This window comes from Pseudomonadota bacterium, from assembly GCA_016719885.1.
Taxonomy (GTDB): domain Bacteria; phylum Pseudomonadota; class Gammaproteobacteria.
On the sequence record JADJYF010000017.1, the window covers coordinates 19,591 to 34,696 of the forward strand.

Annotated in this window: 13 protein-coding genes; 4 read left to right on the forward strand and 9 right to left on the reverse strand. The window is 65.2% G+C overall.

Going from position 1 to position 15,106, the window contains the following annotated elements:
• The first annotated feature begins 149 nt into the window (after positions 1 to 149).
• The 4 genes from IPM80_17595 (at position 150) to IPM80_17610 (ending at position 5,294) form a co-directional block, all read left to right on the forward strand.
• Positions 150 to 1,085: an ABC transporter ATP-binding protein gene (locus IPM80_17595; protein ID MBK8960171.1), complete on the forward strand. Its 936-nt coding sequence runs from the start codon at positions 150 to 152 to the stop codon at positions 1,083 to 1,085.
• On the forward strand, positions 1,078 to 1,878 hold the full coding sequence (locus IPM80_17600; GenBank protein ID MBK8960172.1) for an ABC transporter permease: 801 nt from the start codon (positions 1,078 to 1,080) through the stop codon (positions 1,876 to 1,878). The genes IPM80_17595 and IPM80_17600 overlap by 8 nt, the downstream gene beginning before the upstream one ends.
• Before the next feature lie 145 nt (positions 1,879 to 2,023).
• The gene (locus IPM80_17605; protein ID MBK8960173.1) at positions 2,024 to 3,457 is read left to right on the forward strand and encodes an amidase; all 1,434 of its coding nucleotides are present in this window, start codon (positions 2,024 to 2,026) and stop codon (positions 3,455 to 3,457) included.
• A gap of 298 nt (positions 3,458 to 3,755) precedes the next feature.
• Complete coding sequence (locus tag IPM80_17610) at positions 3,756 to 5,294, forward strand: NAD(P)/FAD-dependent oxidoreductase (GenBank protein ID MBK8960174.1); 1,539 nt, start codon at positions 3,756 to 3,758, stop codon at positions 5,292 to 5,294.
• A 72-nt stretch (positions 5,295 to 5,366) separates the two neighbouring features.
• Here the strand turns inward: IPM80_17610 and IPM80_17615 are convergent, their stop codons facing one another.
• The 9 genes from IPM80_17615 to IPM80_17655 form a co-directional block, all read right to left on the reverse strand.
• A complete protein-coding gene (locus IPM80_17615) occupies positions 5,367 to 6,218 on the reverse strand; it encodes an aminotransferase class IV (protein MBK8960175.1) in 852 nt (283 codons plus the stop codon).
• Positions 6,215 to 7,399 (reverse strand): D-alanyl-D-alanine carboxypeptidase, encoded by a 1,185-nt coding sequence (locus IPM80_17620; protein ID MBK8960176.1) that lies wholly within the window; start codon positions 7,397 to 7,399, stop codon positions 6,215 to 6,217. Before IPM80_17620 ends, IPM80_17615 begins: the two co-directional genes overlap by 4 nt.
• Positions 7,400 to 7,402: 3 nt before the next feature.
• Positions 7,403 to 8,320: a septal ring lytic transglycosylase RlpA family protein gene (locus IPM80_17625; GenBank protein MBK8960177.1), complete on the reverse strand. Its 918-nt coding sequence runs from the start codon at positions 8,318 to 8,320 to the stop codon at positions 7,403 to 7,405.
• A 16-nt stretch (positions 8,321 to 8,336) separates the two neighbouring features.
• Positions 8,337 to 9,338 (reverse strand): lytic murein transglycosylase B, encoded by a 1,002-nt coding sequence (mltB, locus tag IPM80_17630; protein MBK8960178.1) that lies wholly within the window; start codon positions 9,336 to 9,338, stop codon positions 8,337 to 8,339.
• Positions 9,339 to 9,363: 25 nt separating this feature from the next.
• The gene (gene rodA / locus IPM80_17635) at positions 9,364 to 10,458 is read right to left on the reverse strand and encodes a rod shape-determining protein RodA (GenBank protein ID MBK8960179.1); all 1,095 of its coding nucleotides are present in this window, start codon (positions 10,456 to 10,458) and stop codon (positions 9,364 to 9,366) included.
• A complete protein-coding gene (gene mrdA, locus IPM80_17640) occupies positions 10,451 to 12,529 on the reverse strand; it encodes a penicillin-binding protein 2 (GenBank protein MBK8960180.1) in 2,079 nt (692 codons plus the stop codon). The genes rodA and mrdA overlap by 8 nt, the downstream gene beginning before the upstream one ends.
• Positions 12,530 to 12,605: 76 nt before the next feature.
• Positions 12,606 to 13,088 (reverse strand): rod shape-determining protein MreD, encoded by a 483-nt coding sequence (gene mreD / locus IPM80_17645; protein MBK8960181.1) that lies wholly within the window; start codon positions 13,086 to 13,088, stop codon positions 12,606 to 12,608.
• A 16-nt stretch (positions 13,089 to 13,104) separates the two neighbouring features.
• Complete coding sequence (gene mreC / locus IPM80_17650) at positions 13,105 to 14,070, reverse strand: rod shape-determining protein MreC (GenBank protein ID MBK8960182.1); 966 nt, start codon at positions 14,068 to 14,070, stop codon at positions 13,105 to 13,107.
• Positions 13,995 to 15,041 carry a rod shape-determining protein gene (locus IPM80_17655; GenBank protein MBK8960183.1) on the reverse strand — a complete coding sequence of 349 codons (1,047 nt, stop codon included), beginning with the start codon at positions 15,039 to 15,041 and terminating at the stop codon, positions 13,995 to 13,997. The genes mreC and IPM80_17655 overlap by 76 nt, the downstream gene beginning before the upstream one ends.
• Positions 15,042 to 15,106 lie beyond the last annotated feature (65 nt).

A 15,106-nucleotide genomic window follows, 5' to 3' on the forward strand; every position in this document is an offset into this window, starting at 1 on the left:
CCGGCGCGACGCTCGGAGCGCGCGCGGCGCGTGCCGGCTTGCGCAGACCGCGGCGCTGCCTGGCGGCGCGTGGTGCGCGGCGGGAACGGCGCCGAACCGTGCTACATTCGCGACCCCATGCGCGGCCGAGTCGACGCCAGCCACACACCATGCCCGAAACGCCCCACGCCCTCGTCCTGTCCGATCTGCGCAAGGTCTATGGCAACGGCAACGAAGCCCTGCGCGGCATCGACCTGGTGGTCGAGGACGGCGACTTCTTCGCCCTGCTCGGCCCCAACGGCGCCGGCAAGTCCACCACCATAGGCATCGTCAGTTCGCTGGTGCGCAAGAGCAGCGGCCGTGTCGAGATCTTCGGCGTGGATATCGATCGGGATTTCTCGCTGGCCAAGTCCTACATCGGCATCGTGCCGCAGGAGATCAATTTCTCGCAGTTCGAAACGGTGCTGGAGATCCTGCTCAACCAGGCCGGCTATTACGGCATCCCGCGACGCACGGCGCTGCAACGCGCCGAGAAATACCTCTCGCAGCTGTCGCTGTGGGAGCGGCGCTTCGAGGTGTCGCGCAACCTTTCCGGCGGCATGAAGCGCCGGCTCATGATCGCCCGCGCGCTGGTGCACGAGCCGCGCCTGTTGATCCTCGACGAACCGACGGCCGGCGTCGACATCGAGATCCGACGCTCCATGTGGGAATTCCTGTCGCGCCTCAACCGCGACGGCACCACCATCATCCTCACCACCCACTACCTGGAGGAAGCCGAGCAGCTGTGTCGCAACATCGCCATCATCGATGGCGGGCAAATCGTCGAGAACTCGGCGATGCGCGAACTGCTGGGCAAGCTCAACAAGGAAACCTTCGTGCTGGACTGCGCGGAGGCGCTGCCGGCCGCGCCGCTGGTCGGCGATTTCATCATCCAGCGCGTCGACGACCATTGCCTGGAAGTGGAGTTGGAACGCGGCCGCAATCTCAACGAAGTGTTCGAGCGCCTGTCGGGCCAGGGCATCACCGTCACCAGCATGCGCAACAAGGCCAATCGCCTCGAGGAATTGTTCCTGCGCCTGGTGCAGGAGAACAGCAACAATGCGTGAGCACGCGCGCACCCGCAGCCTGGGCTGGCGCTTCTACAGCGTCGCCTTCACCACCATCCTCATCAAGGAAGTCAATCGCTTCGGGCGCATCTGGCTGCAGACCATCCTGCCGCCCGGCATCAGCATGGGACTGTATTTCGTGATCTTCGGCCATCTGATCGGGCCGCGTATCGGCCAGATGGGCGGCTTCAGCTACATGCAGTACATCGCCCCCGGCATCATCATGATGGCGGTCATCACCAACGCCTACGCCAATGTCACCTCGTCGTTCTTCGGCGCCAAGTTCCAGCGCCACATCGAGGAAATCCTGGTGGCGCCGGTGCCGAACGTGCTGATCCTGGCGGGCTACGTGTGCGGCGGCATCTGTCGCGGCCTGTGCGTGGCGGCGCTGGTGACGGTGGTGGCGTCGTTCTTCACCGATCTGACCGTGCATTCCTATGGCGTGACGTTCGCGGTGGTGCTGATGACCTCGGCGCTGTTCTCGCTGGGCGGCTTCATCAACGCGGTGTTCGCACGCAAGTTCGACGACATCTCGATCGTGCCGACCTTCGTGCTGACGCCACTCACCTACCTCGGCGGCGTGTTCTATTCCATCGACCTGTTGCCGGAATTCTGGCGTCACCTGTCACTGCTCAATCCCATCCTGTACATGGTCAACGCGTTTCGCTTCGGCATTCTCGGCGTCAGCGACATCGCGCTCGGCCAGGCCTTCGGCGTCATCGGCGCGTTCGTGGTACTGCTGACAGCGTGGAGCCTGTACCTGCTCGAGCGCGGGGTCGGGCTTCGGAGTTGAAGGGCGGGAACGCGCTTCATTTTGTGGGTCGGCCTTCAGTCTGACCCACAGCGAAACGCGAACATTCGACCCCAGCCCAGGGTTCGACGAACACGCCCCCCGAGTGACAAAATCGGCGCATCCAACCCCCGCGAGGACTGCGTCGATGTCGGCCACCGCCACCCAACTGACCGAGTGCACCGCCAGTGAACTGCTGGCGCTCTACCGCGCGCGTGAAGCCTCGCCGGTGGAAGTCACGCAGGCGGTGCTGAAACGCATCGAACAGTTGAACCCGGCGCTCAATGCCTACTGCCATCTCGCGCCCGACGACACGCTGGCGAGCGCGCGCGCCAGCGAAGCACGCTGGCAGGCCGGCGCGCCCTGCGGAGCGTTGGATGGCGTGCCGGTCTCGATCAAGGATCTCATCCTCACCCGCCATTGGCCGACCCTGCGCGGCAGCCGCGGCATTTCGCCGGACCAGGTGTGGGACGTCGACGCGCCGGTCACGGCCCGCCTGCGCGAGGCGGGCGCGGTGTTGCTCGGCAAGACCACCACGCCCGAATACGGCTGCAAGGGCGAGACCAACTCGCCGGCAACCGGTATCACGCGCAATCCGTGGAACACCGCCAAGACCAGCGGCGGCTCCTCGGGCGGCGCGGCGGCGGCGGTGGCAGCCGGCCTCGGCCCCCTCGCGGTCGGCACCGACGGCGCCGGCAGCGTGCGCATCCCGGCCGCGTTCTGCGGCAACTTCGGCCTGAAGCCGAGCTTCGGCCGGGTGCCGGCCTTTCCCCTGTCGCCGTTTGGCAGCGTCGCCCATCTCGGCCCGCATACGATGTCGGTGCGCGACGCGGCGCTGGCCATGAACGTCATGAAGCAAGGCGACGCGCGCGACTGGACGGCGCTGCCGCCTGACGGTCGCGACTACACCATCGGCTTGGAGGACGGCATACGCGGGCTGCGCATCGCGTGGTCGCCGACATTGGGCTACGTCGACAACGTGCATCCGGAAGTGGCGGCGGCCTGCGCGCGCGCGGTTGCCGAGTTGGAGAGCCTCGGCGCGCATGTCGAAGCGGTGGACCCGGGCTTCGACTGTCCGCTCGAGATCACCACCGGCCTGTGGTTCATCGGTTCATTGACGGTATGGAACGGCTTGAGCGAAGCGCAGCGCGCGGTGGCCGATGCGGATTTCGCCGCCCAGGCCGAACTCGGCAAGCGGTACTCGGCGCTCGACATCCAGGCGCTCAACCAGCGCCGCGGCCTGCTCGGCTCGCAACTGCGACAGTTCATGGAGCACTACGACCTCATCGTCACACCGACGCTGGCTATCCCGGCCTTCGACGCGCGCCCGCCGGCGCAGGAAGCGATGACGCCCGAGTCCATGCTCGGTTGGACGCCGTTCTCCTACCCGTTCAATCTCAGCCAACAGCCGGCCTGCACCATTCCCTGCGGCCTCACCGGCGACGGCCTGCCCATCGGCCTGCAGTTCGTCGGGCCGATGTTCGGCGATGCGCTGGTGCTGCGCGCGGCGCGCGCCTACGAGAGCCTGCATCCGATCCCGCGGCCGCGGGTCGGGGGTGTAGGCGCGAATCCATTCCCATGAATTGCGACGCGCCTGAATGTCAGACTGAAGTCTGACCCACAGGACGGTGGCCTTTAAATTGTGGGTCAGACTTCAGAAAGCTCTGAATCGATGCGCGAGCATGCTCGCGCGCTGGAGCGCAGCGAAATGGGGAGGGCGGCACGCGAGCAGGCAGTAGCTTATTCAGAGCTCGTCTTGGCCGCGCCGCCGGTCGCAATCTTTCACATCCGGCCCGCCCCCGACCCTTGATCCAGATCAGGCCACGCCGGGCCACCATCGGCGAACTTTGCCCGACTACCTAGCGAGGGAATCGAATTACATGAGCGTGTCATCCATTGCCAGCCGGTCCAAAGCCCAGAAGGCCGAACATTTCGACGTTCTGATCGTCGGCGCCGGCATTTCGGGCGTCGGCGGCGCCTACCATTTGTCCACCCAGTGTCCGGACCAAAGATTCGTGGTGCTGGAGGCGCTGGAAAACTTTGGCGGCACCTGGCTCATGCACCGCTATCCGGGCGTGCGTTCGGACAGCGATCTCTACACTTTCGGCTATCGCTTCAAGCCCTGGATCGGGCCGCCGATCGCGACCGCCGAAGAGATCCTGAAATACATGGGTGAAGTGATCGAGGACAACAACCTCGGCCAGCACATCCGTTACGGCCACAAGATCCTGTCGGCGAGCTGGTCGAGCCGCGACAGCCTGTGGACCATCGAAGCGGTGCGCACCGACACCAACCAGCAGCTCACCTTCACCGCCAATTTCCTGTGGATGTGCCAGGGCTACTACCGTCACGAGAAGGGCTATACCCCCGAGTGGCAGGGCATGGGCGACTTCAAGGGCAAGATTGTCCATCCGCAGACCTGGCCCAAGGATCTCGACTACAAGGGCAAGAAAGTCATCTGCATCGGCTCCGGCGCGACCACCGCGACCGTGGTGCCGGCCATCGCCGCCGACTGCGAGCACGTCACGGTGCTGCAGCGTTCACCGACCTATTTCATTCCCGGCCAGAACCAGAACACGCTCGCCGACCAGTTGCGCAAGCTCGAGATCAAGGAAGAGTGGATCCACGAAATCGTGCGTCGTCAGATCCTGATGGACCAGCGCGAATTCACGCGCCGTTCGGTGGAAGAGCCGGAAGTGGTGACGCAGGAACTGTTGAACGGCGTGCGCGCCTACCTGCCGGAGGAAACCGTCGCCGAGCATTTCACGCCGAAATACCGGCCGTGGCGTCAGCGCATCGCGTTCGTGCCCGATGGTGACATCTTCAAGGGTGTGGCCGCCGGCAAGGCCAGCGTCGTCACTGATGAAATCGAACGCTTCACCGAGAAAGGCATCCTCTTGAAATCGGGCCGTGAACTCGAGGCGGATATCATCCTGACCGCGACCGGCTTCAACCTGAGCATCCTCGGCGACATCGCCTTCACCATCGACGGCAAGCCACTCGACTTCGCCGACAGCGTGACCTATCACGGCATGATGTTCACCGGCGTGCCCAACATGCTGTGGATCTTCGGCTACTTCCGCGCCAGCTGGACGCTGCGCGTGGATCTGTTGTCGGACTTCCTGTGCCGCCTGTTGAAGCACATGAAGGCCAAGGGCGCGACCAAGGTCTCGGTGGCGCTGCGCCCCGAGGACCGTGACATGAAGCTCCTGCCGTGGATAGACACCGAGGACTTCAACCCCGGCTACATGCTGCGCGGCCTGGAGCTGTTGCCCAAGCGCGGCGACAAGCCGGAGTGGCAGCACACCCAGGACTACTGGCGTGAAAAGGACGCGGTGCCGGCCATCGATCTCGATGACCCGGTGTTCGTCTACGAAAGCGGTCCGGCCGACGAGCGCAAAGCCGAAGGCGCGAACTAGGGCGCGTCCCGTATCCCCTGCGATGGCGGCCTTACCCCGGGCGCCGCCATCGTACTTTTTTCCGCCTGCGCGTCAGCGCAGGCGGAATGCCTTGTAGAGCTGGAACTCGCGATAGGCGCGTGCGGCCAGCGGATACTCCCCCTTACCCACCGTCACGCCATCGATGCGCGTCACCGCCACCAGGTCGCGCGTGGTGCTGGTCAACCACACTTCATCGGCATCGGCGAGCGCGGCGACCGGCACCGCCACTTCTTCGACGGTGATGTCGTTACCGCGCAGGACGTCAATCAACAGTGCCCGCGACACGCCCGGCAGGATCTGCGCCGACAAGGGCGCGGTGCGGACGCAGCCGCCATGGACCACGAACACGTTGCTGGCCGAGCCTTCGGTGACGAAGCCATCGCGCACCAGCACGGCTTCGTAAGCGCCGGCGGCGATGGCCTGGTTGCGCAGCAGGACATTGGGCAGCAGCGACGTCGACTTGATGTCGCAGCGCTGCCAACGGTTGTCGGGCAACACCACCGCCTCGACTTCGGCCAGGCCGCCGCTGATGCTGAGCGGCCGGCTCATGGCGAACACGGTCGGCGCCACGCCACGCGGAAACGCATGATCGCGCTCGGCCACGCCGCGCGTGACCTGCACGTAGAGGCTCTGCTCGCCGCCGCCGTTGTCGTCGACCAGGCGTTGCAACACGGTTTGCCACTCGCGCGCGCCGAGCGGGTTGTCGAGCAGGATGGCGTTGAGGCTGTTGGTCAGACGCTCGAGATGTTCCTCGAGCGCAAAGATGCGCCCGCCGCTGGCGATGATGACTTCGTAGACCGCGTCACCGAAGATGAAGCCGCGATCCAACACCGATACGCGCGCCTCGCCCAGCGGCAGGTAGTCGCCATTGAGATAGCAGATGCGTCCGGCGCCGACGCTCATTTCAGCATCAGGCGCAGGTCGTCGTACAAGCGCGAGAACAGCGAACCTTGCGCCACGTCGGTGAGCGCCGCCAGCGGCAGCTCGGTAATCTCGTGTTCGTCGAGATTGAGCACCATCTTGCCCAGCACCTGGCCGGCCTCGAGCGGCGCCATGATCGGTTCGTCGAGCTTGGCCACGGCCTTCACGTCCTTGAATCGCCCGCGCGGCAGCGTCGCCCATACCGGTTGCATCGATCCCAGCGCGACCTTCTCCGCCGCGCCGCCCCACACCTGCGGCTCGGCGACGACCTGCTTGGCTTCATAGAGCTGCTTGGTCTCGAAGAAACGGTAGCCATAGTTGAGCAACGCGTAGCTGGCCTCGGTGCGCGCATCGTCGGAAGCGGTACCCATCACCGCCGAGATCACGCGCATGCCATCGCGCACTGCCGAGGAGATCAGGCAGTAGCCGGCCGACTCGGTGTGACCGGTCTTGATGCCGTCGACCGTCGCATCGCGCGTCAGCATGCGGTTGCGGTTGTGCTGACGGATGCCGTTGAAGCTGAATTCCTTGACCGAAGAGCGCTTGTATTCCTCGGGAAACTCGCGAATGAGAGCCGCCGACAGCTTGGCCATGTCACGCGCGGTGGTGTAGTTGTTGGGGTCGGGCAGGCCGGTGGCATCGGAGAAACTGGTGTTGGTCATGCCCAGCGCCTTGGCATGCTTGTTCATGAGGCCGACGAACACCTCCTCGCTGCCGGACACGTGCTCGGCCAGCGCCACGCTGGCGTCGTTACCGGACTGGATGACGATGCCGTTCAGGAGCATGTCCACCGACACCGTCTTGCCCACTTCGAGAAACATGCGCGAGCCTTCCATCTTCCAGGCTTTCTTGCTGATGGTGACCTGGTCGTCGAGATGGATGAGGCCTTCCTTCAAGGCATGGGAGGCGGCGTAGACGGTCATGATCTTGGTCAGGCTGGCGGGCTCCACGCGCTCGTCGGCGTTCTTCTCCGCCAGCACCGCGCCGGTGCGGAAGTCGGTCAGGATGTAGGACTTGGCGTCGATGGACGGCGCCGGCACGCTGGCCGACAGGCCGTTGACGGCGAAGCTTGCGCCGGGCCACGCCAAGCTCAACGCCAGCGTGAGCGCCAACAGCAGGCGCGCGGCAAATGCGGATCGGGAAAAGGATTTGGCGTAGTGCATCGTTCAGTTCGTGATGAAGTAGTGTTGAGTGATACCGAGCTTCTCGAGCGCGGTGACGGCGCTGTCGGCAACGTCGGTGGAGGGCAACGGCCCGATCTGCACGCGATAAAATACCTTGTTGTTGCTCTTGATTTCACGTATCTCGACGCGAGACGTGACGGCCTGGGCAAGCTCTCGGCTGAGTTTTTCGGCATTGCGCCGGTCGGCGTAGGCGCCCGCCTGCAAGTACATGCCGCTGGCCAGCGGCGGCGCAGGTGCGACGGGCGCCGGTGCAGCGGGTTTCGGCGCCGCGACGCGCGCCGGCGCGCCGGCCACCACCGCGGGCGCCGGGGCGGCGGGCACGCGGGCGGCGGATGAGGGCGCAGGTGACGACACCGCGGCCACGTCGCGCGCCGGCGCCGAGCTCACTTCACCGCGTGCATTGACCGCACGGATCTCGACGAAGGCCGTGCCCTTCGCCACCACGCCGAGCTTGAGCGCGGCGGCGTAAGACAAATCGATCACGCGGTTGTCCTTGAACGGTCCGCGATCGTTGACCTTGACGGTGGCGGTGCGGCCGTTGTCGAGATTGCGAATTTGCACGTAGGTCGGCAGCGGCAGCTGCTTGTGCGCGGCGGTCATGCGGTACATGTCGTAGACCTCGCCGCTCGAGGTGCGCCGCCCATGGAAAGGATTGCCGTACCACGAGGCAATGCCGCGCTCGGCGAAGCCCTCGGCGGTGCGCAGCGTGTAGTACCGCTTGCCGTTGACCACGTAGCTGTCGGGATTGCCATAGGCGCTGCGCGGCTCTTCGCCCGGCACCGCATTGGCGATGTCATCGGGGTTGAGGTCGCGCGGGCGGATGGTATCGAGGCCGCCGCAGGCGGACAGCGCCGCGCACAAGGCCGCGATGGCCAGCGGACGATACGCGGCGCGAGCCATCCGCCGCGCCTCGCGATCAGCTACCCGGTCCACCGTGCAGCTTGCGGATTTCCTCGGACAGTTGCGCGACCGCCATGGCGTACTTGACGCGCGGGTTGTAGCGGCTGATGACGTAAAAATTGGTATAGCCAATCCAGTATTCGTTGCCGTTCGCGCCTTCCAGCTCGAACAGCGCCGCTTCGTCCTCCGGATCGCCGCTACGCACCGGCATGATGCCGGCGGCGGTGAAGTCCGACAGGCGGAAACCCGGCTTGATGGTGGTCGTCAGGAACGCGCTCGGGTCGGCGCCGCCGAGGCGCGCCTTGGTGGTGACGGGGCCGGAACGCCGCCAGCCGTGTTCGTGCAGGTAATTGGCCACGCTGCCGATGGCATCGTCGGCGTCGTTCCAGATATTGCGCACGCCATCGCCATCGAAATCGACAGCCAGGCGGCGGTAGCTGTCGGGCATGAACTGCGGCATACCCATCGCGCCGGCATAGGAGCCGGTGGGCGACAAGGGGTCGAGATGCTCGTCGCGCGCCAGCAACAGGAACTGTTCGAGCTGGGTGCGGAAGAACGACGCGCGCGCGCTGTTATTGCCGGGGTAGTGGAAGGCCAGCGTCGACAGGGCGTCGATGACGCGGTAGCTGCCGACGTTGGCGCCGTAGGAGGTTTCGACGCCGATGATGGCGACGATCACTTCCGGCGCCACGCCGTAGGTCTCGGCGGCGCGCAGCACGGCGTGCTCGTTGGCGCGCCAGAACGCCGCGCCGTCGCGAATGCGCTTGTCGGTGATGAAGATCTCGCGGTACTGGAACCAGGGCTTGACCTTCTCGGCGGGCTTGGCAATCAGTTCGATGATGCGGTCGATGCGATTGACGCGCGTGAAAGTGCGCGTCAGGGCATCGGCATCGAAGCCATGCTTCTCGTTCATGGTGATGATGAAGCCACGCACCGCGGAGGTGTCGAGCGGCGCCGCCGGGGCGGCGCTGCCGGCGCCCAGCAAGATACACAGCAGTAGGAGTAAAAATCTTCGCATTCGACTGAGAAACGGACGCTAACTCTCAGGTTTCAGAAATAAATTTTCTATGCGTATGGATGGACATGAGGATACCGAAACTGACCAGGATAGTCACGAAAGACGTCCCGCCGTAGCTCACCATCGGCAGTGGCACACCCACCACCGGCAACGCGCCACTGACCATGCCCATGTTGACGAAGATGTAGATGAACAAGGTCATGGTCAGGCTGGCGGCGGTCAGGCGCCCGAACATGTCCTGCGCCTCCATGGCGATGCGCATGCCGCGCGCGAGAATCAAGGTGTAGGCCAGCAGCAGCACCACCACGCCGATGAGGCCGAACTCCTCGCAGTACACCGCGAAGATGAAATCGGTGGCGCGCTCGGGAAGGAACTCGAGATGGGACTGCGTGCCGTTCAACCAGCCCTTGCCGTACACACCGCCGGAGCCGACCGCGATGCTGGCCTGGATGATGTGATACCCGGTGCCGAGCGGGTCCTGCGAAGGATCGAGCAAGGTCAGCACGCGCTGGCGCTGGTATTCATGCATGGAGAACCATCCAAACGGCGCGGCGGCCAGTCCGAGCAAGAGACTGTTGCGCATGAAGCTCCAGCTGATGCCGCCGAAGAACAGCACGAACAGGCCCGACGTCGCGACCAGGATGGCGGTGCCGAGATCCGGCTGATCGGTGATGAGTCCGGCCGGCAACAACACCATCATCAGCGCCGCGACGGTGGTCTTCATCTGCGGCGGGAGCACCTTGTCGGCCATGAAGCCGGCCACCGTGAGCGGCACGGCGAGCTTCATGATCTCCGAGGGTTGAAAGCGAATCACGCCGAAATCCAGCCAGCGCGTCGCGCCGCGTCCCTGGCCGATGACCAACACCAGCATCAGCAGCAGGGTACCGATGACGTACAGCACCGGCGCCCAGCGCGCCAGGCGCCGCGGCGGCACCTGCGCGATGGTCACCATGCAGGTCAGCCCGAGCAGGATGCGCATGGCCTGCTTGATGACGACGTCGATGGACTGGTCGGCGGCGCTGTACAACACCACCAGGCCCAGCGCCGCCATCACCAGCACGCCGCCCAGCAGCGGCGCATCGATGTGCAGTCGGTAAAGCAGGCTCGGCGTTCTAATCATAATCAGGCTCGGGCGGGACGGCAGCGGCCGGCGCGGCGGCGTCACTGGCGGGCGAGGACGAATTGGCGGCAGGCGCGGCGTCGGTGCCGGCGGGCGCCTCATCGTGCGCATGGCCTTCGTTACCGATGCCGGCCGTGCTCGGCGCGTCGGCGCCGTTGTTGCTCGCCGGCGAATCCGTGCCGGAGGAATCCTTGCCCGCAGCGTCCTTGCCAGTCGAATCCTTGCCAGCCGAATCCTTGAAATAGTAATCGATCAGGCGACGCGCGATGGGCGCGGCCGTGCGGCTGCCGCCGCCACCGTGTTCCACCACCACCGCTATCGCTATCTGCGGTGCTTCGACCGGCGCGAAGGAAATGAACAGCGCGTGGTCCTGCAGGTGCTCGGGCACACCCGAGGTCTTGGCCTTCTCGCCCTGCGCGATGCCATACACCTGCGCCGTGCCGGTCTTGCCGGCGAAACGCACCGGCGCGCCAATGCCACTCTTGTGCGCGGTGCCGGTGGTGCCGTTCACGACCTCGTCCATGCCCTCGATGGCGGCATCCCAGTAGCGCGGATTGGCGAGATCCACATGCGGCCGGCGATAGACATCGGGACTCTGGGTAGCGTCCGTCACCGGGTCTTCGATCTGGCCGAGGAAGTGCGGAATCAGCGCTTCGCCGCGCGTCGCGACGATCGCGGTGGCATAGGCCAGTTGCAGGGGCGTGGCGAGCATGTAGCCCTGACCGATGCCGGCGATCAAGGTCTCGCCCGGGTACCAGGGTTGCTTGCGCGCGCGCTTCTTCCATTCGGGCGATGGCAACAGGCCCGTCGCTTCGCCGGGAATGTCGACGCCGGTAATGGTGCCGAGTCCGAACTTGGCCAGCATCTCGTGCATACGACGTATGCCCAAATCGTGGGCCAGCGTGTAGTAATAGACGTCGCAGGAATGGGCGATGGAAAACTTGAGATTCATGTTGCCGTGACCGGTGCGCAGCCAGTCGCGGTATTGGTGCGGATCGTTCGGCAGCGTGTACCAGCCCGAGCACCAGGTGGTCTTGTCGGCGCTGCGCACGCCGTATTGCAGGCCGGCCAACGCCACCAGCGGCTTGACCGTCGAGCCCGGCGGGTATTGGCCCTGCAAGGCACGGTTGAACAAGGGCCGGTTCGGAGACGTACTCAAGGATTGATACAGCGGGCGGCTGATGCCGTTGACGAAGGCGTTGGGGTCGTAGGCGGGCTTGCTGACGAAGGCCAGGATCGCGCCGGTGTTGGGGTCCAGCACCACGATCGCGCCGCGGTAGTTTTCCAGCGCGACAATCGCCTCGGCCTGCAGGCCGGCGTCCAGGGTGAGATAGATGTCGCTGCCCGGCACCGGTGGCGTACGTTCCACCACGCGCAGGATGCGGCCCTGGGCGTTGACCTCGACCTTCTGATAGCCCACACGTCCGTGCAGCACCTGTTCGCGGGATTTTTCCACGCCCATCTTGCCGATGTGGGTGGTGGCGGCGTAGTTCGACTGCTCGATGGTGGCGAGATCGTTTTCGCTGATGCGTCCGACATAGCCGAGCACGTGGGCAAACGCTTCGCCGTGCGGGTAATGGCGCGCGAGGCCGGCCTCGATGGTGAAGCCGGGAAAGCGAAACCGATTGACCGAGAAGGTCGCCAGTTCCTCGGGTGTCAGATCGCCCTTCAAAGTCACGCTCTCGAAGCGGCGCGCGAATTTGAGCTGCTTCTTGAACTGTTCGATGTCGTCGTCGGACAGGTTCAGCATGCCGCGCAGTTCGTGCAGCGCGCTGTCCATGTTGGCGACGTTCTCCGGCACCAGGGTCAGGGAAAACGACGGCCGGTTCTCCGCCAGCAAGGTGCCATCGCGGCTGTAGATCAAACCCCGCGGTGGCGGCAGGGGCAGGATTTTGAGCCGATTGTCGTGGGACAGCGTCGTGAAATGGTCGTGATTGATGACCTGCAGGAAGAACAGGCGCGCCAGCACCAGGGCCATCAGCACGCCCATGGTGAGGCCGGCGAACAGCACGCGATGGGTGAACAGGCGCCGCTCGCGGCCGGCGTCCTTGAGGGCCGGCAGACGTTTCATGCCGTCATGCGCGACGCGCCGTGCACCTGCGCCGGCACGCGCGACAGCGCGCGCGGGGCAACCACGGCGCCGCGCATCAGGCGACGCGCGCGCGACGCCTGACGTCGCGCAGCACGATGTAGACCCACGGCCACAACACGCCGGTGGTCACCGCGCCGAACAGGTAGCTGAAGCTGTACTTGACCGATCCGAGCAGGTTGTAGACCCACAGCATGGTGAGCAGGTACACGAACACGATGGAAGCGATGACCAGCGCTTGCTGCAACAGGCGGAACACGCGCAGGCGCTGGTGGTACTGCAGCACCATGTAGGCGACGAAAGCCAGGCCGAAAGCGTGCTGGCCGAGGATCGAGCCGTGCATGACGTCGAGAATGAGACCGATGACCCAGCCCGTGATGACACCCACGCGCTCCGGCAGGGCCATGCACCAGTAGACCAGCACCATCGCTATCCACGCCGGCCGCCACGGCAAGGCCCAGTCCGGCAGCGGCATGGCGGTCAGCATGAAAGCGGCGAGAAACGACAGGGCGATGACCCAGATGCGATGCGGTTTGTCCATGCGCTGCCGCCCTGCGCTATTCGGACGCGGAGATTCGCTCTTGTCCGATGTCGTGCGTCTGCGGGCCGACCAGCATCACTTCGCGCGAATGCCCGACCTTGGCGGTGGGCTCGACGACGATGGTGGAGAAGGCGTCGCCCGGTTTGACGCTGACCGCCTTGACGCGACCGACCGGGTAACCGGCGGGGAAGCGCCCGCCCAGGCCCGAGGTCACCACCAGGTCACCTTCCTTGATGTCGGCATTGATGGAGATGAACGAGAGATTGAGTTCGTCGGGCAGGTCGCCGCCGACCGCGATGGCGCGCAGGCCGGTACGATTGAGCAACACCGGCAGGGCGTGGCGCTGATCGGTGATGAGCAGCCCGGTACTGGAGAACATGCTGACGTTCGACACCTGGCCTATCACCCCGTAGGCGTCGAGCATCGGCTGACCGACGAACACGCCCTGGTTGGAGCCCTTGTCGAGCACGATCTGGCGCGCCGAGGGCGCGGTCTCGATGGCCAGCACGTCGGCCACCACCACCTGCTGCTCGAACGCCGAGGACGAATCGAGGAGCTTGCGCAGGCGCTGGTTCTCGCTTTCGAGCGCCGAGTATCGCTGCGACTTGACGCTCAACAGCGCGTTTTCCGCATGCAGCCTGGCGTTCTCCTCGACCAGCGCCTGGCGCGAACGCAGATCGTCCATCACGTCGGCCGCCGCCTGTACCGGCGCGTTGACGACGTATTGCAGGGGATAGACCACCACCGACAGCGCCGAGCGCAAGGACGAGAGATGGGTGTTGGCGTGGTCGATGGAAATGCACAGGAACGAGAGGATCGCGCACGCGGCGAAGCGCGCCGTGGGCGAGGGCGTATTGATGAACAGAGGTTTGATCGGCGTGTCCCCCGTCAGTCGTCTCGCGGATTCTACTCCAGTGCCAGCACCTCGGGTCCATGTTCTTCGATCATCTCCAGCACCCGGCCACCGCCGCGCGCGACGCAGGTCAAGGGATCTTCGGCGACGATCACCGGCAGACCGGTCTCTTCCATGAGCAGGCGATCGAGATCCTTCAGCAGCGCGCCACCGCCGGTCAGCACCATGCCGCGCTCGGCAACGTCGGAGCCGAGTTCCGGCGGGGTCTTTTCCAGCGCCGTCTTGACCGCCTCGACGATGCCGGCCAGGGGTTCCTGCAGGGCTTCGAGGATTTCGTTGCTGTTGAGCGTGAAGCTGCGCGGCAGGCCTTCAGCGAGGTTGCGGCCCTTGATCTCGATTTCACGCACTTCGTTGCCGGGATAGGCGCAGCCGATCTCGAACTTGATGCGCTCGGCGGTGGCGTCGCCGATCAGGCTGCCGTAGTTGCGGCGCACGTAGTTGATGATGGCGTCGTCGAAGCGGTCGCCGCCGATGCGCACCGAGGCGGAATAGACGATGCCGTTCAAGGAAATCACCGCCACCTCGGTGGTGCCGCCGCCGATGTCCAGCACCATCGAGCCGCTGGCGTCGCTGACCGGCATGCCGGCGCCGATGGCGGCCGACATCGGTTCCTCGATCAGATAGACTTCGCGGGCACCGGCGCCCTGCGCGGATTCCTTGATGGCGCGCCGTTCGACCTGGGTCGAACCGCAGGGCACGCACACCAGCACGCGCGGGCTGGGCTTGAACAACTGGTTGCCATGCACCTTGCGTATGAAGTGCTGCAACATTTTCTCGGTGATGGTGAAGTCGGCGATGACGCCGTCCTTCAAGGGGCGGATGGCTTCGATGTGGCCGGGCGTGCGGCCCAGCATGCGCTTGGCCTCGAGGCCGACGGCGGCGATGGCCTTGGCGCTGCTGGAATCGCGGCCGCGGCGGATAGCGACCACCGAGGGCTCGTTCAGCACTATGCCTTTGCCGCGGACGTAGATCAGGGTGTTGGCGGTTCCCAGGTCGATCGACAGATCGTTGGAAAACATTCCTCGCAGCATGCGAAGCATTAAATTCGAGCCTCTTCAAATTCAAAGGCATCCGGGTCGCGGCGACCAGCCGGATTGCGCGTATG

Bases quoted from the DNA above. Each gene is read 5' to 3' on its own strand.
- IPM80_17595 (MBK8960171.1), top strand. From the start codon at position 150: ATGCCCGAAACGCCCCACGCCCTCGTCCTGTCCGATCTGCGCAAGGTC.
- IPM80_17600 (MBK8960172.1), top strand. From the start codon at position 1,078: ATGCGTGAGCACGCGCGCACCCGCAGCCTGGGCTGGCGCTTCTACAGC.
- IPM80_17605 (MBK8960173.1), top strand. From the start codon at position 2,024: ATGTCGGCCACCGCCACCCAACTGACCGAGTGCACCGCCAGTGAACTG.
- IPM80_17610 (MBK8960174.1), top strand. From the start codon at position 3,756: ATGAGCGTGTCATCCATTGCCAGCCGGTCCAAAGCCCAGAAGGCCGAA.
- IPM80_17615 (MBK8960175.1), bottom strand. From the start codon at position 6,218: ATGAGCGTCGGCGCCGGACGCATCTGCTATCTCAATGGCGACTACCTG.
- IPM80_17620 (MBK8960176.1), bottom strand. From the start codon at position 7,399: ATGCACTACGCCAAATCCTTTTCCCGATCCGCATTTGCCGCGCGCCTG.
- IPM80_17625 (MBK8960177.1), bottom strand. From the start codon at position 8,320: ATGGCTCGCGCCGCGTATCGTCCGCTGGCCATCGCGGCCTTGTGCGCG.
- mltB (MBK8960178.1), bottom strand. From the start codon at position 9,338: ATGCGAAGATTTTTACTCCTACTGCTGTGTATCTTGCTGGGCGCCGGC.
- rodA (MBK8960179.1), bottom strand. From the start codon at position 10,458: ATGATTAGAACGCCGAGCCTGCTTTACCGACTGCACATCGATGCGCCG.
- mrdA (MBK8960180.1), bottom strand. From the start codon at position 12,529: ATGAAACGTCTGCCGGCCCTCAAGGACGCCGGCCGCGAGCGGCGCCTG.
- mreD (MBK8960181.1), bottom strand. From the start codon at position 13,088: ATGGACAAACCGCATCGCATCTGGGTCATCGCCCTGTCGTTTCTCGCC.
- IPM80_17655 (MBK8960183.1), bottom strand. From the start codon at position 15,041: ATGCTTCGCATGCTGCGAGGAATGTTTTCCAACGATCTGTCGATCGAC.